16 protein-coding genes are annotated in these 19,734 nt (G+C 56.1%); 13 read left to right on the forward strand and 3 right to left on the reverse strand.

Annotated features, from left to right (window positions below; genetic code table 11):
* The first annotated feature begins 25 nt into the window (after window positions 1-25).
* The 4 genes from BN1139_RS04900 (at window position 26) to BN1139_RS20820 (ending at window position 5,575) form a co-directional block, all read left to right on the forward strand.
* Window positions 26-781: a substrate-binding periplasmic protein gene (locus tag BN1139_RS04900; protein ID WP_005350945.1), complete on the forward strand. Its 756-nt coding sequence runs from the start codon at window positions 26-28 to the stop codon at window positions 779-781.
* Window positions 782-1,742: 961 nt separating this feature from the next.
* Entirely contained in the window at window positions 1,743-2,408 is a 666-nt protein-coding gene (locus BN1139_RS04905; RefSeq protein ID WP_005350941.1) for a hypothetical protein, read from the forward strand.
* A 354-nt stretch (window positions 2,409-2,762) separates the two neighbouring features.
* Window positions 2,763-4,409, forward strand: coding sequence for an AAA family ATPase (locus BN1139_RS20815; protein ID WP_013723848.1), 1,647 nt, complete (start codon window positions 2,763-2,765; stop codon window positions 4,407-4,409).
* A complete protein-coding gene (locus tag BN1139_RS20820; protein WP_005350939.1) occupies window positions 4,406-5,575 on the forward strand; it encodes a hypothetical protein in 1,170 nt (389 codons plus the stop codon). Before BN1139_RS20815 ends, BN1139_RS20820 begins: the two co-directional genes overlap by 4 nt.
* 176 nt (window positions 5,576-5,751) lie before the next feature.
* On the opposite strand, the gene cysS is transcribed toward BN1139_RS20820, so the two are convergent.
* Window positions 5,752-7,128, reverse strand: coding sequence for a cysteine--tRNA ligase (cysS, locus tag BN1139_RS04915; protein WP_005350938.1), 1,377 nt, complete (start codon window positions 7,126-7,128; stop codon window positions 5,752-5,754).
* Window positions 7,129-7,340: 212 nt separating this feature from the next.
* On the opposite strand from cysS, the gene BN1139_RS04920 reads away from it, so the two are divergent.
* From BN1139_RS04920 to BN1139_RS04940, 6 genes are all read left to right on the forward strand, one after another.
* On the forward strand, window positions 7,341-7,838 hold the full coding sequence (locus BN1139_RS04920) for a peptidylprolyl isomerase (protein WP_005337417.1): 498 nt from the start codon (window positions 7,341-7,343) through the stop codon (window positions 7,836-7,838).
* On the forward strand, window positions 7,828-8,625 hold the full coding sequence (locus BN1139_RS04925; RefSeq protein WP_005350937.1) for a DUF4269 domain-containing protein: 798 nt from the start codon (window positions 7,828-7,830) through the stop codon (window positions 8,623-8,625). Before BN1139_RS04920 ends, BN1139_RS04925 begins: the two co-directional genes overlap by 11 nt.
* Entirely contained in the window at window positions 8,622-9,377 is a 756-nt protein-coding gene (gene lpxH / locus BN1139_RS04930; RefSeq protein ID WP_005350936.1) for a UDP-2,3-diacylglucosamine diphosphatase, read from the forward strand. The genes BN1139_RS04925 and lpxH overlap by 4 nt, the downstream gene beginning before the upstream one ends.
* Before the next feature lie 297 nt (window positions 9,378-9,674).
* The gene (locus tag BN1139_RS04935; RefSeq protein ID WP_005350934.1) at window positions 9,675-13,109 is read left to right on the forward strand and encodes an ImpA family metalloprotease; all 3,435 of its coding nucleotides are present in this window, start codon (window positions 9,675-9,677) and stop codon (window positions 13,107-13,109) included.
* Between the two features lie 258 nt (window positions 13,110-13,367).
* The gene (locus tag BN1139_RS20825) at window positions 13,368-13,544 is read left to right on the forward strand and encodes a DUF3606 domain-containing protein (protein ID WP_005350931.1); all 177 of its coding nucleotides are present in this window, start codon (window positions 13,368-13,370) and stop codon (window positions 13,542-13,544) included.
* A gap of 248 nt (window positions 13,545-13,792) precedes the next feature.
* Window positions 13,793-14,041, forward strand: coding sequence for a GlsB/YeaQ/YmgE family stress response membrane protein (locus tag BN1139_RS04940; protein ID WP_005350930.1), 249 nt, complete (start codon window positions 13,793-13,795; stop codon window positions 14,039-14,041).
* Window positions 14,042-14,107: 66 nt separating this feature from the next.
* Here BN1139_RS04940 and BN1139_RS04945 read toward each other — a convergent pair whose 3' ends face one another.
* Window positions 14,108-15,511, reverse strand: coding sequence for a sensor histidine kinase (locus tag BN1139_RS04945; protein WP_041202685.1), 1,404 nt, complete (start codon window positions 15,509-15,511; stop codon window positions 14,108-14,110).
* A complete protein-coding gene (tctD, locus tag BN1139_RS04950; protein ID WP_005350926.1) occupies window positions 15,507-16,181 on the reverse strand; it encodes a transcriptional regulator TctD in 675 nt (224 codons plus the stop codon). Before tctD ends, BN1139_RS04945 begins: the two co-directional genes overlap by 5 nt.
* Before the next feature lie 222 nt (window positions 16,182-16,403).
* On the opposite strand from tctD, the gene BN1139_RS04955 reads away from it, so the two are divergent.
* The 3 genes from BN1139_RS04955 to BN1139_RS04965 are packed head-to-tail and all read left to right on the forward strand — an operon-like array spanning window position 16,404 to window position 19,375.
* Window positions 16,404-17,390, forward strand: coding sequence for a Bug family tripartite tricarboxylate transporter substrate binding protein (locus BN1139_RS04955; RefSeq protein WP_005350924.1), 987 nt, complete (start codon window positions 16,404-16,406; stop codon window positions 17,388-17,390).
* Between the two features lie 11 nt (window positions 17,391-17,401).
* Window positions 17,402-17,833: a tripartite tricarboxylate transporter TctB family protein gene (locus BN1139_RS04960; RefSeq protein ID WP_005350923.1), complete on the forward strand. Its 432-nt coding sequence runs from the start codon at window positions 17,402-17,404 to the stop codon at window positions 17,831-17,833.
* A 9-nt stretch (window positions 17,834-17,842) separates the two neighbouring features.
* Window positions 17,843-19,375, forward strand: coding sequence for a tripartite tricarboxylate transporter permease (locus BN1139_RS04965; protein WP_005350920.1), 1,533 nt, complete (start codon window positions 17,843-17,845; stop codon window positions 19,373-19,375).
* Window positions 19,376-19,734 lie beyond the last annotated feature (359 nt).

The raw sequence follows: 19,734 nt of genomic DNA on the forward strand, positions 1-19,734 counted from the left end.
TATTCCCTTGATCAGGATGGCAAAAATGAAACCATGGATTGGATTGGCCGGGGCGCTGCTGGCCACCCTCGCACAGGCGAGTCCTGAGCTCGGCAAACTGCACTACATCACCGAAGATTACAAACCCTACAACTACGCCGATGCCAGCGGCGCCCCCACCGGCCTCGCGGTCGAACTGCTGCAACTGGTATGGAAAAAGACCAATACACCGGCGCAGCCCGTCACCATCATGCCGTGGGCGCGCGGCTACTACCTGCTGACCCAAAAGCCCAATGCGGTGCTCTTCTCCACCGCCCGCACCCAGGCGCGGGACCCCCTGTTCAAGTGGGCCTGCCCCATCGGGTATGCCGAGATCGTGCTGGTGGGGCTGGCCGATCGCAATATCACCATCACCAAACTCGACGATGCCAAGGCGTTCAATATCGGGGCGGTGCGGGCAGATGTGGGGGAGCAACTGCTGCTCAACAACGGCTTTGACGAGAGTAAACTGATGGCCGCCAACCGGCTGGCACAGGCGCTCAAGATGCTCACCTCCGGCCGGGTCGATCTGGTCTCCACCAACAAGACCACCATGGAGCAGCTGATCGTCGAGCAAAAACTCGATCCCGCCCGCTTCAAGGAGCAGTGGGTACTGAGCTCGGAGCAGTTCTGCTTCGCCTTCAGCCATCCGGTGAGCGACGAACTGGTCAAGGAGTTCCAGACCGGCTTGACCCAGGTGCTGGCGAGCAGCGAATACCCGCTGCTGCACAGCAAATACTTCCCAACCCCCGCCGCCAAATAGCGGCGCCGCGTCGAGCACCAACAACAAGGGGCCCACTGCGGGCCCCTTCGCTTTTTACTGTTTGCGCTTCACTCTTTTTTTACCGTTTGCACGCCTCTCGCGGCGTCCCCCCACCGCCCTGCCAGCTCCAAGCCCGACAACCAACAACTAATCGCTAATTAATAAAAGTTTGTGCCAGCGCAAAAAACCACTCTTTTCTGATAGTTAGCTCATCAAAACCATAGATAAGACCACTCTGGCTCCGTAATATGGCGACGGGCGTCTGTTGACCCCTTTTCCGAGATCAATGGTCAACGGCGCAATCTGGTAGCGACAGTCAGGGGCGGTAGCGACTTTAGCGGAGACCAGCCGGTCTCCCGCCCCTGCGCCAAGGTAACCGTCCCCTCTCCCCTTGCGGGAGAGGGCTAGGGTGAGGGGTCACTAGCCTGATGGGCATGACTTCGTCATGCAGGACACGAGGGCGTTGCCCTCGACGGGGTTTCGCCGCCGCTGCGCGGCTTGGCGAGTGACTTTTCTTTGCGTGGCCAAAGAAAAGTCACCAAAAGAAAGGCCACCCCCACTTGTTCGCCCTCCTGCGTCGGGTTCCCTCGGTTCACCCGTTTGTCCCACGGCACGCGCCGATGGGCTTTGACCTTCGCCATCCATGGCGTCGGTCAAAGTCCGCTACGGACATCCATGTCCTTGCGCCAAACCGGGCCGAGCGTTTCTCGTCCAATACCGGTTTGGCCCATGACCCAGCGGCGCTCGCTCGGCGTCCTGCCTCGCGGCCTGGACAAACGGTCTCACCTCGGCGAACAACAGGGGGCAACACCCGACCCATAGCCCCGAGGAAAATATCAGATACAGGATTCATGCCGATCTGAGATAGAGGTGTAATTCACTTCGTTCATTACACCCTACGATATACACCGATTTCCATTGCATTATTTCCTATCAGACAAGATACATTTTCGAGATTGATATGAGCAACAGCCTAATTGATAATTTGAAATCGTTTAACCGAAAAGAGCGGTTTTACCTAATTGGTCAAATGCTGGGAAACCCAGAATTTCGCATGGATAAAATACAGCTTGATGAGATATCTAGGCTCATCGGTATCACAATCCCCAGTGAATACTTTGCTGCTATGGATTATCACCTTGACTGGATCTATGCCAGCCTGTTTCTCACCCAAGAACATGATGAAAAAACATTCCCACGAAACTTCATCGACAATAATAAAAAGGTGGACTTGCAAATATCAGGCACTCAAGAGGATGTCGATTTTCTTCTTGCTTTTGTTGATCACGAAAACACAACCCATATTGTGATGATTGAAGCTAAAGGCGATAGCTATTTTAGCAACGCTCAGTTAAACAGTAAAAACAAGAGGTTCAAGGCTATTTTCGGCGATGAAGATACATGGCCAAATGTAAGGCCTCACTTTTTACTTTGCAGCCCAAAAGAGCCACAAAACGTAACCATTGAAGATCCAGTCTATTTTATGCTTACCAAAGATCAAAATCCTATTTGGTTCCCGCTTATAATGGGTACAGGGAAAAATAAAGTAACCCGATGTATGGATGGTGATAAAAACAATAAACCATCTAGTGAAGGTGACCATTGGAAAGTTGAAAACCGTACTTAGAAATAGCGGGTAATGTACTTCGTGTACTGCTCCCATCCCCGTGTTATCGGGATAACAAATGGGGATCCTTATCTCAGAACCAACCCTTCGCCCACCCCGTGGCGAGATCAGATTGTCGCTCAGATACAACAGGTGTCATCGACATGGTTGCATAGGTGGAAAAAATCATGGTGAGTACAACGGCAAGCGGCACATATCCCTATCGGAAAATAGCTATATATTGGATACCCGAAAGTGCATATTTCATCGTAATAACCCCTTACTTCTCGAACGTCCAATTACGCTTAGCTAATCGAACCCACGGCCCTAATAAAATCACTCTATGTCGAAAGAACCATTATCAAGGAATATAAATTGAAGTTAATACACATATATGTAGAATCATATAAACACCTAAAGAATATTAATATTATATTACATGGTGGATTCAAATGCGAGCATGTGGGCGGCGTTCTATCAATAGCAAGTTCACCAACCATAGATACCTATTATAAAGGTTCATCATTTCAAGCCATCATAGGAAAAAATGGTGTAGGAAAAACAAGTATTTTGGATTTAATTTCTTCTGACGGAACAGATCCAAATCAGCAACTATTCATGGTCTGGTATAACGATAAAAATGAATATGAGATCCATACTAGATACTATGCACCCAAAGATGTAAATGCCGATAAAAAATATAAAATTTTACATGAATATTTAGATGGCAATGTGCGCATTGCGAAAATAAATAACATTTCCGAGCCATTTTCATCATTAAATAAAAACATGGGCACTGTATCAACGCTTACTCCATCTATTTATAAAAGCACAAAAGCCAATAGACGTTATCAAAATAAAATATTGTCGAACTTTTTCTCATCATCTAAATATTATCAAAATGAATTAAGACCAAAATATAAAATCACACTATACAAACTTGACGACCAAAAACTATCAAAGATCTTTTATAATATTGAAAGAGATAAGGCAACACACAAAATATTAAATGAATTACTCTTGAAGAAAAATTTAAACATTCATGACATAAAGAACACATTTATATCTTATGAGAATGATAATGGTATTTCAGTTAGAAATAACTTTATTCTAAGCATCAGCTCACAAATTGCAAAAAATAATCCTCAGTTAATTAATGGCAGTCAAGTTCAAATTGCAGCGATACTTCTAGCACATATATTCTCAACTCATGGCATTAGTTTAACAAGCATTGACCTATGGGAGAAAGAGTACATTGATAACATAGATAAATGGAGTGATGATGTTCGTAGATCAAATTCATTTCGACCAGAAAAAGAAAATACATATTTGACGCTTAAAAATAATATCACAGCAATAGATAACATTATTGTAAACCTGAGCAACTATGATAATAAAAATTATCATAACATTGATGAGTTTCCAGACAGAACGACTTTTATACACTCCGAGCCAAACCAGATTCAATATATAATGGAAGGTCTGGAACGTTCTAAATATCACTTGAATGATGCCTTTGAATACGGTTGGGATGGTTTGAGCTCTGGAGAACTTGCAAAAGCACTGCTGCTTGCAAATATATTCAGATATATTCAAAAGACTAAGGGCGTGACTAACCATATAATTTTGATGGACGAGATTGATATCTATCTACATCCGGAATGGCAACGAAAAATAATAAGCGAGATAATATCATTAATATCTACAGAGTCAGTTGCAGAGAAGTTTCAATTTATTATTACCAGCCACTCCCCCATAGTAATCAGTGATTTACTTCCAGAAAACATTGTTAGTTTGAGCAAGCGAGATAATGGTGTTGTTTTCATTAGTGAATCACCTGGCTATGCAACACAGATCACAGATCTATATCTTCAAGGTCTGCATATTTCGTCTACTTATGGTGAAATAACGAATGACACACTAACTAGATTACTTAACAAAAACACACGAACTCAAGATGACATAGACATTATATCTAGAATATCGAGCAACAACATTAGAAGTCTTTTGGAGCGGATATGATACATATTAATGCCAATCTAAACCGTAATCTCATAAATGAGATCGAGCAACATGTTAGACTTAATGTTATTCCTTATGTCAGAGCATTTTCCGAACAGATACCAGAAAATCATAGGAATATATTTAACGAGTTATTTAGCAATGACAACATCATGTCTTTAATTAATGCATCTCCAACTGAATTAGAGAATATTGCAGATCACATTTATACGACACTGCCGCAGCTTGCAGAACGATACCACCCTTATAGATACTACTCGCAAATAAATGAAAATCTAACTGACATAGAAGATATTGACGTCAGAGGAAATGAAGAACTTATTATTTTAAAAGCTACGCGGGTTCTTGACGAAATTACTAATCTTAATCCAGGTAATCAAGAAAACCCATTCAGCTATGTCAAAGATAACTTATCAGCAAATGCTCTTGGGAAAAAACTCACCGCTCTTAAAAAGATACAAAACTTTAAGAGGTCACGATATAAAATAACTAAAAAATATATAGAAAATTTTTCACCATGGCTTCAATCCCCATTTAGTATGTTTGACTATGACACTTTCAGAGGGATATTTAACGAGAGAATTATTGAATCTTACAATCTAACACCATGTCCATTCTGTGCATATGATTCTGTTGAAATTGTTAGAACTGCAAGAAAAACTTATATTCCAGCACTGGATCATTTCCTACCAAAATCAAAATATCCATTTCTAGCATTATCAATTAATAACTTACTTCCATCATGCTATCGCTGCAACTCTTCTTTCAAAAAAGAATCTGATATGCTTGAACACTTCCACCCTAAAAGAGATTCAGTGGAGCAAATAGATATATTTCAATTCAGTGTATTACCTGACACTCCATTCAACTCACCAGAATCGTCAAGAATAACTGTAGGTATTAATAATAATTGCCCTAAGCTATTGAAGAATTCAGTTATTTTTGAACTTGAAGGAGTTTACAATCTAAAAAATATTAAGAAAAAATTCTTGGATATGAGGGAACGTATTGAACTATATAAAAGTATGGGTGGTACACACATTGATGATATTTTAAGTAACCCAGAAAGAATCCGTTTACTATTAAATGTTGATTTAAATGCTAGCCCTCAAGATATTCCATTGCAAAAATTTAAAATTGAAGCTCTAAAAAGCTTACGTCCTTAATCTAACAAGCCATGCGAATACGAATTTTTTAGTATCTCTATTTCCCAAGGGGCGAGGGGATCAGACTGAAAGATGCTGAAGCTTCACTGCAGACCACAAAAAAACCGCAGCCCAAGGGCTGCGGTTTTTTATTGGCTCAACCTGTTGGCACCAGACGCCAACAAGGCCCACCGGCCTTAGGCACGGCGCCAGCTGGTCTTGCCGGCGCTGTCTTCCAGCACGATACCCATCTCGGTGAGACGGTTGCGGGCGGCATCCGCCGCGGCCCAGTTCTTGTCGGCACGGGCCTGATTGCGCTCGGCGATCAGGCGCTCGATTTCGGCAACCTCTTCGTCCGCTTCGTCACCCTTCAAGAAAGCCTCAGGGTCTTGCTGCAGGATACCGAGCACGGCGCCCAGTTCGCGCAGACGGGCGCCCAGCGCGGCGGCAACGACCATATCTTCCGCTTTCTGACGGTTGATCTCGCGCACCAGATCGAACAGGGCGGAGTAAGCTTCCGGGGTGTTGAAGTCATCGTCCATCGCTTCCTTGAAGCGCGCTACCTGCTCATCGCCACCGGCAGCAGCGGCCACCGGCAGATCGCGCAGGGCGGTGTACATGCGCTCCAGCGCGGCGCGGGCTTGCTTCAAGTTATCTTCCGAGTAGTTGAGCTGGCTGCGGTAGTGGCCAGACATCAGGAAGTAACGGACGGTTTCGGCGTCGTAGTGGGCCAGCACATCGCGGATGGTGAAGAAGTTGCCAAGGGATTTGGACATCTTCTCTTTATCCACCATCACCATGCCGCTGTGCATCCAGGTGTTGACGTAGTCGCCACCGTGGGCGCAGCAGGACTGGGCGATCTCGTTCTCGTGGTGCGGGAACTGCAGATCGGAGCCACCGCCGTGGATGTCGAAGTGGTTGCCAAGGTGCTTGGAGTTCATGGCGGAGCACTCGATGTGCCAGCCAGGACGGCCCGGGCCCCAGGGGCTTTCCCAGGTTGGCTCGCCGGGCTTGGACATCTTCCACAGCACGAAGTCGAGCGGGTTGCGCTTGGCATCGACCACGTCAACGCGGGCACCGGCTTGCAGCTGCTCCAGATCCTGGCCGGAGAGCTTGCCGTAGTCGGCGTAGGATTCGACGATAAACATCACATCGCCGTTATCCGCCACGTAGGCGTGCTCTTTTTCCAGCAGGGATTGCACCAGCTCGATGATCTCTTCGATGTGCTGGGTGGCGCGCGGTTCGATATCCGGGCGCACCATGCCGAGGGCGTCGAAGTCGGCGTGCATGTCGCCGATCAGACGCTCGGTCAGCTCGTCGCAGGTGACGCGGGTTTCAGCGGCGCGCTTGATGATCTTGTCATCCACGTCGGTGATGTTGCGCACGTAGGTGAGGTCGTAACCTGCGTAACGCAGATAGCGAGCCACCACATCAAAGGCGACGAAGGTGCGGCCGTGGCCGATATGACAGTGATCGTAGATGGTGACACCACACACATACATGCCCACCTTGCCCGGGTGGATAGGTTTGAATTCTTCTTTTTGACGAGTGAGTGTGTTGTATATCTTCAGCATCTTCTAACCACTGCCTGTGAGTAAAATGGTTGGTCATAATACCCCGTTCAGGGGCAGAAAACGAGGCAGAAAACGTGGCCAATCCCGCCTGCCAGCACGGTTACGGCGCCAGAGAGACTATGCCGCCAGCCCCTGATGGGCTAGAATTGCCACCACTTTATGCCATACACCTGCGGGCACTTCGTCGTCCGCATCAAATGAAAGGACATATCATGGTCACTCTGCACACCAATCACGGCGACATCACCCTCACCCTGAACGCTGAAAAAGCCCCGGAAACCGTGGCCAACTTCCTGCAATACTGCCGTGACGGTCACTACGACAACACCATTTTCCACCGCGTCATCGACGGCTTCATGATCCAGGGCGGCGGCTATGCCCCGGGCTTTGAAGAGAAAGACACCCGCGCCCCCATCAAGAACGAAGCGGCCAACGGCCTGTCCAACAAGATCGGCACCATCGCCATGGCCCGCACCATGGAGCCGCACTCTGCCAGCGCCCAGTTCTTCATCAACGTGAACAACAACGACTTCCTCGACTTCAAATCCGCCACCACTCAGGGCTTCGGCTACTGCGTATTCGGTGAAGTGACCGCCGGCATGGACGTGGTCAACAAGATCAAGGGCGTCAAGACCGGCAACTACGGCCGTATCCACCAGGACGTGCCGGTAGAAGACGTAGTGATCACCAAGGTGACCCTTGCTGACTGATCTCTGCCGACTCGGCACTGACAAAACTGCGGCCCCGGCCGCAGTTTTTCCATCTGCCTCCCCCACTGCCAGCCCAAACTGGCGCCGCCTCGACTATCTGGCCCACGGCAACCCACGCCAGCGCTCGGCCCATGCCCTGCTCACCGCCGGTGTGTGGGATGAGCTGGCCGCGCAGTGCAGCGATATGGCGCTGGTGAGCACGCTCGCCATCGGCCTCGATCGGCCCGGCAGCGATCTCGATATCCTCTGCCAGCATACAGATCCCGCCGAGTTTGCCGCTATTTTTGCAGAGCAAGGCTGGCAGGCGAGCGCCAAGGGCGACAATATCTGGTTGCTGGAGCGCATCTTTGCCTGCCTCGACCAGAGCTGTGCCGATAACGGTTGTGATAACCGCATCACCAACTGGCCGCTGGAGCTCTATGTCACCCCCGCCCCTATCGAGACGCTGAATGGCTGGCGCCACCTCACCCTGATGGCGGCCCTGCTCGAGCGGTTTGGCGATGCTTTCTACCGCGAAGTGCTGCGCCTGCGCCTTGAAGAGGGATTGAAAGGGGAAGCGGCCATGTGCCGGTTGCTGGGGCTGGCGGGCGATCCTTATGCAGCGCTGCTGACGCTGGAGGGGCGCAATCTGGCCGAACTGTCATGGCAGCCGCCCTCCCGTGACGATATCCATACCGCAACTGGCGCGATGGCGCCCGCAGCGCACTGTTCGTCCCCTGTTGTGTCTACTATCTCTGCCACCCCTGTTTGCCCTGTTTCGACCGAGAGCCCGACCCCCACATCATGAGCACCCTCTTTATCAGTGACATTCACCTCTCTGCCCAGCGGCCCGATATGACCGCGGCACTGGTGCGCTTTCTCGAGCACGACGCCCCCGGCGCCGATGCCCTCTATGTGCTGGGGGATCTCTTCGAATTCTGGATTGGCGACGATGACCCCAATCCGCTCCATCAACAGATGGCCGATGCCTTTTTGGCCCTGAGCCAGCAGAACGTGCCCATCTACTTTATCCACGGCAACCGCGACTTTCTGCTGGGCCAGCAGTTTGCCAAGCGCGCTGGGATGACATTGCTGGGTGACCCTTGCGTTATCGACCTCTATGGGGAGCGGGTAGTGCTGAGCCACGGCGATCTGCTCTGCACCCTGGATGAGGGGTATCAGAAGTTTCGCCGCATCACCCAGCTCAAGTGGCTGCGCTGGCTGTTCCTGCGGCTGCCGCTTGCCCGCCGTCAGGCCATCGCCTGCAAGATGCGCGGCCAAAGCCAGATGGAGAACGCCCACAAGAGCCAGATCATCATGGATGTGACGCCCGCGGCGGTGGACGACACCCTGCGCGCCCACGACTGCCGGATGATGATCCACGGCCACACCCACAGACCCGCCATCCACGACTTCACCCTCGATGGCCACCCCGCCCGCCGCATCGTGCTGGGAGACTGGTTCGAGCAAGGCTCGGTGCTGGTCTGTCGCCCCGGCGAGCAGCGGCTGGAAATGCGTGCGCTGGCAACGATCGACCCCGCCGCTCACCCATCCGTCTGACATCCCCCCTGTGCGGGTTGCAGGCAAAACCTGCGGCCCTGCATCCCCTGTTAACCCGGTGAAGCGACTCATTACGGTGAGCTCAGGCTGGTATGGCCTGTGCTGATGGGGTACTCGCCCCATCCCTATCGGTTCTGCTGCGCCAGCAACACCAAATACGGCAAAAGCCGGCCAAAAAAACATCCAAGATGCTGAAAATAAAGCAAAATGACCATTCAATCAGCGTTGAAATAAGCAAGGCAGCTCATTAGACTACCGACTCCCCTACCCGTCGTAACACAAGGAACGTATCAGACAATGAAAAAGACGGTTCTCACTCCCTTACTGGCGCTGTTGATCACAGGCTGTGGCGGCGGTGATGGCGAACAGGAAGAGACCCCTATCCGCCCCCCTGTCACCCCCAACTATTTCGAGGCATCCAGCCAGAGCAGCGCGGGCGGACAGTTGAACCCCACCAGCCTGCGGTTGGCGACGGGAGAACAGGGGCGCTTCTCGGTACAGGCTGACAGCGGTTACCTCCTGACCGGGATAAGCGGATGTGATGGCACCCTGGACGGCCTCACCTATACCACTGGCCCCATGAGCAGCGATTGCCAAATCTCGGCCAGCTTCACTCAGGAGAGTGCCGCCGTCTATTTCGACGCCACCACTCAAGCTTCTCAGGGGGGCGTGCTAAGCCCCGACTCCCTGCGTCTGAACGCCGGTGAACAAGGCCGTTTCACCGTACAGCCCGAGAGTGGCTTCGTGCTGGCGCAGGTCACTGGGTGTGAGGGCACCCTGACGGGTAACATCTACACCACAGCACCCATGCGCGCCGATTGTCAGGTCTCGGCCCGCTTTATCAGCGATGCCGCCAATGCGATTGCCCGGGAAGATCATACCCTTGCCAGCGAGCAATCCCTGATCGCCCATGCCCGTACGGCGATTGCCGACAGTGAGGCTCACCGCACCGAGCTGGTTCGCAGCCTCTATCAGGGAATGGCACAGATCAGCTGGAACCCGAGCCACGACTCCATCACCTTTTCCAGCTTCCAGCCGGAGAGCACGGTGACCCTGCTCCCCTCCAACATCAATGGCAAGGGGGAGAGCGAGATCCGGGGGCTGGTGATGGTCTCAGAGCAAGCCGGTTACCGTCAGGCCGCCATGGGGGCGAACCTGTTTTCCGTTGACCGCACAGCGCAGAGCGAGGCGCTGCTCAAGGGGCTGATTGGCTGGCTGACCCGGGGCAAGGATAGCGATGGCCTGCGCATCCTCACCGCCCAGATGCCAAGCCGCACCGATAGCTGGTATTTTCCCCATAACGAAGGCGTGCGGGACTGGCTCAAGGCGATCTATCCCGACAAGCACAACATCAACCCGGCCAATACCTGCGATTATCAGGCGCTGAGCGACTGTATCGACACCATGGCGCCGGAGCTTATCGTGATCAGCGATATCGACCGCCAGGGGCTGGGGTATCAGGGGATCGCACAGGGGATCGCCAAGGCCAAAGCGGCCGGGATCCCGCTGCTGCTCTCCAACTATCGGCGCGATGCCAGCCCGCTGCTAAGCCCCCTCTATCTCGATATGGGGCTGGTCACCTGGGGCAACTACTGGTCAAAACTCAGAGCCAGCGATCTGGCAGTGAACACCATCATGGCACCCGACGCCCAGCTGATGGCTGTCGATACCCTGCTTGGCAACCTTCTGGATCGCAACTTCACGACCCAGTGGCTCGATAGCTGCGGCGGCAACTTTATCAATTGCGGTGGCTCGGAGAGCTTCAACCAGCAGTTCAAGCTGGGTGCCGACTGGCTGAGAAATGCGGCTATCACCCTCGACAAGGCCGGGATCAGTCCCTTTGCCCGTGACGGCGTGACACTGTTGCCCGCCACCCTGCTGCTGGCCGACAAATACCGTGCCGCCATCGACTACCCGATTGCCTGGGATGAACATCAATCCTGGCAGCAGGCGATGTTTGCCGACTGGCTGGTGAGCTATGCCCGCACCCGTACCCCGGCCCAGCCCGATCTGGGGGAGTACGTCACCGATCGCAACAAGGTGGTGAAGGGACAAGCAGCTCACTACGCCTATCCCGCGACACTCACCGACAGTCGGCGCATTGCGGTTCCCTACAGCGGGCAGTGGACTACCACCGGTTGGTATTCCCTGCCGGGACAGACCATCACCCTGAGACGCACCGATAACGCCGATGTGTCCGCTACCGTCCGACTCAACTACCACAGGCCCAACACCAATCGCGCCTATGAGCAGAAGATCTATCGAGCCCCGCTGGAGCTGACCACCGGACGACTGATCTTGGCCAAGGGGGGCAGCGTCACCTTCACCTCTCCTTATGGCGGCCCTATCTATCTCTATCTGGAAGGGGGGACAGCATCGCTGGCCGTCCAGGTGAGCGCCACGGGCGTCACCCGTCATCCGGCCATCATGGATTTCAGTGATGAGCAGCAGATACGCGAGTTCAACGAGCGGCTGGAACAAACCGAGCTGCCCCATATCGATCTGCGGGCCGATGGCGCCGAACAGCATCTGCGCCGGGATCGCTTCACCAAGGCGGTGGGTGGCGTCATCCCCGACACCAATGCCCTGCTCGACAGCATCGCCCGGGATCACATCAATGGCGTCTACACCCTGGCGGGCCTGAAAATTCAGGGCAAGGGGCTCGATGAGTCGCTGCCTGCGGATGTTAAAAACGCCTGCGTGGCACTGCTGGGGGAGGGTTGTCTCGATGAGTCGATTCATACCCGCACCATCATCCAGCATGCCAACTATGACCAGAATGCCCATTGCGGCAGCGGTTGCAGTGGCAACCCGTGGGACTCTTCCGGCAGCATCAGCCCGACCGGCTGGCTCGACAATCACGAGCTGGGCCACAACCTGCAGACCAACCGGTTGAACGTGCAGTACGCTGCGGCAGACGATGCCGACAACTGGAGTGGCTACGGCAGCCGGGCGGGGGAAAACTCCAACAACATCTTCCCTTATGTGGTGAAGTGGCGCGCCCATTATCTGAGAGATGGCAACACGGCGCCCATCAAGGATGGACACATGAATCACAAGGATCTCTTCTATGTGTTCATGTCTGATGCGGCGCAGGTACGGGACAGGAGTGGCAACCGCGTCGTGCTCGGGGCCAACTGCAAGGTGCTCGATACCGGCGAGAGTCGCTACGAAGCCCCCTGGAAGAGCAATGCCTACGCCGTCCACAACGGCTATCGCATGGCGTTTTATATCCAGATGGCATTACGCGCCCACCGTATGCTCCTGACTGATGGCACCCGACTGAACGATGGCTTCACTATCTTCACCCTGCTCTATCAGCATTCACGGATCTTCGGCGCGGCAGCCGACAGTGAAGCGCAGTGGAATGCCAACAAGGATAGGCTCGGCTTTAGCCTGTTCCCCTACTCGGGGCATGCTGTCTATGGCGGCAAACGGGTGCGCGACATACCGGGCAATGACTTTATGCTGGTTGCACTCAGTCGGCTCACCGGTTGGGACTGGCGCAATCACTTCGATCTGCTTGGCCTGCGTTACTCCAGCCTCGCGGTCGCTCAGGTGCAGGCCAACCAGCGTTATGGCAGCCTGCCGATGGGGATGTATGTGCTGGAGGATGACCTGCCCCCAGCCAACATGAGCGAAGGCGTCACATTCCTGCCGCTCTCTGAAAGCGACGGATCCACCCTCTGGCCCCGCAACAGTGGCTCGCCAAGCGCCTGCCCAACACCCTGAATAGGGTCATCGCGATAACCACAACAAGCGCCCGGCTGGGCGCTTGTTGTTTATCCGGCCTCTGGCCCCGTTGTTGATGATGTGAAGAGGGTGGGATAAGTGGTGATCGCTCACAGATCAGCAAAGCAAACCTGCACTCCTCCTTCAGGACACAAGGTTGTGTGAACCCCGTCACCTTGCCCCTTGCCAATAGAGAGGATGATGGCGCTCAGGCAGAAACATCTTTCTCGCCAGCTATTTCAACAAGTTGAGGTTTGTATGCCTGACAGCAATGCGGTCGCTCACCCGTTCGATGCCAAGAAGATCAATGTCAACGATCCCTATGAGATGAAGCAGTGGGTCAAAATGTTCGAGTGCACCGAGGTCCAGCTGAAACGGGCGGTCAAAGCAGTCGGCACCTCAGGCAAGGCGATCAGAAAATACCTCAAGAAGTGAGGGTGCAACCCCGTCATAAACCCGACCCCGCTCGCGGGGCTTTTCTCATCTTGGCCTTTACGTGGGCCCGTCCTGCCTCCGGTTTAGCTGCGCACATACCGCCTTTCAACCGCTCATAACCGGACTGTGCAGCCTGACCAGCTCCGGCCGCCGTCCGACAGCTTGTGACCGGCCAGCACCGTCCGGCCCTTCGCATCCCGGCATCCCTGCCTATAATGCGGGCTCAAACACACAGAGAGGATTAATCCATGGGCTTTATCAGCTGGATCGTATTGGGACTGTTGGTGGGTATTCTGGCGAAGTGGATCATGCCGGGTCGCGACGGTGGCGGCTTCTTCATGACCGCCCTGCTGGGGATTGTCGGCGCCATGGTTGGCGGCTATGTGGGTACCCTGCTGGGGCTGGGCTCAGTGACCGGTTTCAATATCCCGAGCATCGCGCTGGCGACCGTGGGTGCCCTTATCGTCCTGTTTGTCTTCAACAAGATCCGCAGCTGACCCCCAACGCCATCTATGTGTAGATAAACAGGGCACCGCGAGGTGCCCTCTCTTTTTTTATCGCCCTCACGGTGTTGCCAGCGGCAAGATCAACCTCACCAGCAAGCCCCCCAGCTGGGTGGCCGGCAGCAACACCACTTCGCCGTGGTGGTAGTGGGCGATATCGCGTACCAGCGCCAGACCCAGCCCCGCTCCCGGCTGTTCGCTCCCCTGCTCGAGGCGCTGGAACGGCTGCCAGACTCGCTCCGCCAGCTCGGGGGCTATGCCGGGGCCGCTATCCTCCACCTCCAGCCAGATCTGCCCGTTGCTTCGCACCACCCGCGCCGTCACGGTGCCGTGGGGTGGGGTGTATTTGATGGCGTTGTCGAGCAGGTTGGCGCACAGCTCCCCGAGCAGCAGCGGCTCCCCCGCCACCATGATGGCGGACTCCTCCCCCTCGTAACCGAGATCGATCCCCTTGCTGCGGGCCTGCGCCAACCGTGACAGACAGGCCTGCTGCACCAGCGCCGTCAACTCCATGGGCTCCCGCTGGCGCAGCCCGGAGCACTCGTCTGATTTGAGTCTGGCCAGCAGCAGTAACCGTTCGGTCAGGGCGATGGTGTGATCGAGCCGTACGGCCATGGCATCGAGACTTTCGCTCATCAGGGCCGGATCGCCACTGCCGCGCGCCACCTCAACCTGGGTTTTCAAAATGGTGAGCGGCGTGCGCAGCTGATGGGCGGCATCGGCGCTAAAGCGCTCCTGCCGGGCCACCAGCTGGCGCAATCGGGCCAGCTGGCGGTTGAACGCCTGCACCAGCGGCCGGGTCTCCTGCCAGGGGAGCAAATCCGGCAAGGGTGCAAGATTGGCGGCATCGCGGCGCAAGATCTCCCGCGACAAACGGCGCATCGGGGTGAGCAGCCGCTTGAGCAACAGATAAGCGAGCAGCAGGGTGAGCACCACCAGCGCCCCCTGTGTCAGCAGGGCCGACCAGAGCAGTTGCTCCGCCAGCTGCTGGCGGCCGAGCAGGGTTTCCGCCACCGTGATGCGGGCCATGCCGTTGACGCCCCCCTCACCCACCGGTTGCAGCAGCATCACGGCGCGGATCGGCGCCTCCTGATAAAGCCCGTCATAGAAGTAGGCGAGCGCCGGATAGCGGTCGGTCAGTGGCGTACCGTCCGGCATGGGGGGCAGGTCATCAAAGCCGGAGATGACCCTATCGTCGATGCCGCGCACCTGATAGAAGAGGCGATCGCGCATGTTGCGCTCAAAGCTGTCGAGCACCACGTAGGGCACATCCACCCTGAGGCTACCTTCGGCTGCCGTCAGCCGCTCGGCGACGGTGCGGGCCGAAGCAAGCAGGGTGCGATCATAGGCCGAGGTAGCCGCCGCCAGCGCGCCGTAGTAGCTGTACCAGGCCGAGGCGGCCCAGAGGATCAGCAGTGGGCCCCCCAGAAACAGCAGCAGTTGATGGAGCAGGGAGCGGCTAATGGGAGGCCTCCGGCGCCGCTTCCAGCAGATAGCCCAGCCCGCGCAGGGTGGTGATCACAACCCCGCTGCCCACCAGCTTTTTGCGCAGCCGGTGGATATAGAGATCGATGCTGTCGAGCCCTACCTCGTCATCGAGGTTGAACACCTGCTCGAACAGCTGCCCCTTGGCGACGGGCCGCCCGTGGCGGTACATCAGCGCGGTCAGCAGCGCCAGTTCGCGCGGAGTCAGGGCAAGGCGGGCATCGGCCAGCAGAAAATAGCCGTCGGGGTGCAGGGTCAGGCGCCCCAGCCGCAGCTCGGCACCACCGCTTTCGCTGCGCCGCAGCAGGGCTCGCAACCGGGCATCCAGCTCCCCCAGATCGAACGGCTTGGCCAGATAGTCATCGGCTCCGGCATTGAGGCCGCAGATCCGCTCCTCCACCGCGCCGCGGGCGGTGAGCAGCAGCACCGGCACCCCCTGCCCCCTACTGCGCAATCGGCCGAGTACCGCCAGCCCGTCGAGCTTGGGCATCTCGATATCGAGCACCGCCAGCGCGTACTGTTCGTGGCGCAGCAGGTGATCAGCCTGAGCCCCGTCAGCCACCCAATCCACCGCGAAACCGGCGCTGGTGAGTGCCCGCGACAGCCAGTGGGCCAGTTCGTGATTATCTTCTGCCAACAGCAAGCGCATCCCTCTCCCCTTGTTCCTAACCGCAGCATTCAGCCTTACTGCTTCAACTGCATCCCTTCGTCACTGCCATTGCGGGAGAAGGTGCGATCAGAGTCACACTCCCGGCTCTTGGTCAGCGATTGAAAGGTGAATGAAAGGTTGTTGTTTTAACAATTTCGCATCACTTCGTCTATCGACGGAGTCACACCCAGGAAAAACAACGACAAGATGGAGCACACAACCATGAAGCAACGCACACGTCATGCCCTCGCCCTGCTGACCCTGCTCGGCGCCCTGCCACTGCAGGCGGCCGAAAGTGCCACGACCCCGAGCCGTACCGAATGTATCGCACCGGCCAAACCGGGCGGTGGTTTCGATCTCACCTGCAAGCTGCTGCAGGTGAGCCTGCAGGAGACCGGCACCATCGACAAGCCGATGCGAGTCACCTACATGCCGGGCGGGGTCGGCGCCGTGGCCTACAACGCCATCGTGGCCCAGCGCCCTGCCGAGGCGGGGACCGTGGTCGCCTTCTCCGGTGGCTCCCTGCTCAACCTCTCACAGGGGAAATTTGGCCGTTACGGGGTGGACGATGTGCGCTGGCTGGCTGCGGTGGGCACCGATTACGGCATGATTGCGGTGCGCCACGATGCTCCCTATCAGAACCTCAAGGAGCTGGTGAGCGCCATGGAACGCGATCCCAATAGCGTGGTGATCGGCGCAGGTGCCTCCATCGGCAGTCAGGACTGGATGAAGACGGCGCTACTGGCCAAACAGGCCGGGGTTGACCCCCACAAGATGCGCTACGTCGCCTTTGAAGGGGGTGGCGAGCCGGTCACCGCGCTGCTGGGCAACCATGTGCAGGCGGTCTCTGGCGATCTGAGCGAGATGGTGCCCTATATCGGCGGCGACAAGCTGCGGGTGCTGGCGGTGTTCTCTGCCGAGCGGCTGCCCGGCAAGCTGGCCACCATCCCCACCGCCAAGGAGCAGGGTTATGACCTGGTATGGCCGGTGATCCGCGGTTTCTATGTCGGCCCCAAGGTAAGCGACAGCGAATACCAGTGGTGGAAGCAGACCTTCGATCAGCTGGTGAAGACCGACACCTTCAAGGCGCAGCGGGATCTGCGTGGCCTGTTCGAGTTTGACCTCACCGGCGAGGCCCTCGACAGCTACGTCAAGGAGCAGGTGGCGCAATATCGCGAGCAGGCCAAAGCCTTCGGTCTGGCCAAATAGGAGCCGCAGCCATGAGCGATCGCATCTTCGCCGCCATCTGGCTGCTGCTCTGTCTGGCAGGCGCCGCCATCGCCTGGCAGATCCAGAGCGAATACAGCTATGAGCCGCTGGGGCCGCGCCCCTTCCCCCTCGGCATCATCGGCCTGATGGCGCTCTGCGCCCTGTTGCTGCTGCGCCGCCAGCCGGACACCGTCAGCTGGCCGCCGCTGCGTACCCTGCGCCACCTCGCCATCATGGTGGTAGCGCTGGCCGGGTACGGTGCCAGCTTCGAGTGGCTGGGCTTTCCGCTGGCCACCACCCTGCTCACCTTTGTTCTGGGGCGCCTGTTTGGCGCCTCTGCCAAAGCCGCCCTGCTCTCCGGCGTCGTCGGCGGTCTGGTGCTCTATCTCGCCTTCGACCGGCTGCTGGATGTCACCCTGCCCCTCGGCGTCTGGTTCTCTTAAGGAGTCAATATGGATACCTGGATGTACCTCTCCCAGGGCTTTGCGGTGGCACTCACCCCGGAGAATCTGGTGATTGCCCTCATCGGCTGCTTTGTCGGCACCGTGGTCGGCCTGCTGCCGGGCCTTGGCCCCATCAACGGGGTCGCCATCCTGTTGCCGCTGGCTTTTGCCCTGAAACTGCCCCCCGAATCGGCGCTTATTCTGCTCGCCACCGTCTATATCGGTTGCGAGTATGGCGGGCGGATCTCCTCGATCCTGCTCAACGTGCCGGGGGATGCCGCCGCCATCATGACCGCGCTGGATGGCTACCCCATGGCCCAGCAGGGCAAGGCGGGAGTGGCCCTCTCCATCTCGGCGGTCAGCTCCTTTGTCGGCTCCATGCTCGCCATCGGGGGGATCATCCTGTTCGCCCCGGCGCTGGCGCGCTGGTCACTGGCCTTCGGCCCGGCGGAGTATTTCGCCCTGATGGTGTTCGCCATCGCCTGCCTTGGCAGCATGATGAGCCAGAACCCGCTCAAATCCTTTATGGCGGCGCTGATTGGGCTGGGGCTCGCCACCGTCGGGGTGGATGCCAACACCGGCGTCTATCGCTTCACCTTCGACAGCGTTCACCTCTCGGACGGGGTGCAGTTTATCGTGGTGGTGATCGGCCTCTTCTCAGTGAGCGAAATCCTGCTGATGCTGGAGCACACCAGTGGTGGCGGCAAGCTGGTGCGCACCACCGGGCGGATGCTGTTCAACTTCAAGGAGCTGGTCCATTGCACCGGCACCATGTTGCGCTCCTCCACCATCGGCTTCTTCGTCGGCATTCTGCCCGGTGCCGGTGCCACCATCGCCAGTGCCATCACCTATATGACCGAGAAGCGACTGGCGGGGCCGAATGCCAAATTCGGTGAGGGGGACATTCGCGGCGTGGCCGCACCGGAGGCGGCCAACAACGCGTCGGCCTGTGGCTCCTTTATCCCCATGCTGACCCTGGGGGTGCCGGGGTCGGGCACCACGGCGGTGATGATGGGGGCACTGACCCTCTACAACATCACCCCCGGCCCCACCATGTTCACCGAACAACCCGATGTGGTGTGGGGACTGATCGCCGCCCTCTTGCTGGCCAACGTCATGCTGCTGGTGATGAACATCCCCATGGTGGGGCTCTTTACCCGCATGCTCTCCATCCCGCTCTGGTTTTTGGTGCCCGCCATCGCCAGCGTCTCGGCGGTGGGAGTCTATGCGGTGCACAGCACCACCTTCGACCTGTTGCTGATGGTGGCCCTCGGGGTCTTTGGCTACCTGCTGCGCAAGATGCACTTCCCCATGTCACCGCTCATTCTGGGCTTCGTGCTGGGTGAAATGCTGGAGCAGAACCTGCGCCGCGCCCTCTCCATCAGCAATGGCGACACCGCCATCCTGTGGAGCAGCGGCATCAGCCAGACCCTGCTGGTACTGGCCATTGCAGTGATCACCCTGCCCCCGCTGGTACGCCTGCTGCGCCGCCGCAAAGCCGATCCGCTGATCCCGGACGCCCACCCGGAGCAGGGAGCCTGATCCGATAGAAAGATGACGGGATATATTGATATAAAAGGGCAAGATCTGAACGATCTCGCCCTTTTTAACAGACCGCATCCATCTGTCACTAACGGTATAAAAACACCCAATATATCAACGCTAATCGCCCCGCGTTCCCTGACACTTCAAGAGCCTCAAACTGACGTCATTCAGCAGGTCTTATGAGCAAGCCGCTACGTGACAAGGAAATATTCAGACTGACCGCTGTATCCCTTGTTCTCGATCTGTATTCCCCACCGAGTCAGGGGGTGGCAAGCCTGATAGTGAGCTTGAACTGGCAATTAAACGCCGGAGGCTCTACCGGACAACACCTGTTTGGATCAAATGTGGATTCGGAG

Source organism: Aeromonas veronii bv. veronii, assembly GCF_000820225.1.
GTDB lineage: Bacteria > Pseudomonadota > Gammaproteobacteria > Enterobacterales > Aeromonadaceae > Aeromonas > Aeromonas veronii.

Bases quoted from the DNA above. Each gene is read 5' to 3' on its own strand.
- BN1139_RS04900 (WP_005350945.1), top strand. From the start codon at position 26: ATGAAACCATGGATTGGATTGGCCGGGGCGCTGCTGGCCACCCTCGCA.
- BN1139_RS04905 (WP_005350941.1), top strand. From the start codon at position 1,743: ATGAGCAACAGCCTAATTGATAATTTGAAATCGTTTAACCGAAAAGAG.
- BN1139_RS20820 (WP_005350939.1), top strand. From the start codon at position 4,406: ATGATACATATTAATGCCAATCTAAACCGTAATCTCATAAATGAGATC.
- cysS (WP_005350938.1), bottom strand. From the start codon at position 7,128: ATGCTGAAGATATACAACACACTCACTCGTCAAAAAGAAGAATTCAAA.
- BN1139_RS04920 (WP_005337417.1), top strand. From the start codon at position 7,341: ATGGTCACTCTGCACACCAATCACGGCGACATCACCCTCACCCTGAAC.
- lpxH (WP_005350936.1), top strand. From the start codon at position 8,622: ATGAGCACCCTCTTTATCAGTGACATTCACCTCTCTGCCCAGCGGCCC.
- BN1139_RS04935 (WP_005350934.1), top strand. From the start codon at position 9,675: ATGAAAAAGACGGTTCTCACTCCCTTACTGGCGCTGTTGATCACAGGC.
- BN1139_RS20825 (WP_005350931.1), top strand. From the start codon at position 13,368: ATGCCTGACAGCAATGCGGTCGCTCACCCGTTCGATGCCAAGAAGATC.
- BN1139_RS04940 (WP_005350930.1), top strand. From the start codon at position 13,793: ATGGGCTTTATCAGCTGGATCGTATTGGGACTGTTGGTGGGTATTCTG.
- tctD (WP_005350926.1), bottom strand. From the start codon at position 16,181: ATGCGCTTGCTGTTGGCAGAAGATAATCACGAACTGGCCCACTGGCTG.
- BN1139_RS04955 (WP_005350924.1), top strand. From the start codon at position 16,404: ATGAAGCAACGCACACGTCATGCCCTCGCCCTGCTGACCCTGCTCGGC.
- BN1139_RS04960 (WP_005350923.1), top strand. From the start codon at position 17,402: ATGAGCGATCGCATCTTCGCCGCCATCTGGCTGCTGCTCTGTCTGGCA.
- BN1139_RS04965 (WP_005350920.1), top strand. From the start codon at position 17,843: ATGGATACCTGGATGTACCTCTCCCAGGGCTTTGCGGTGGCACTCACC.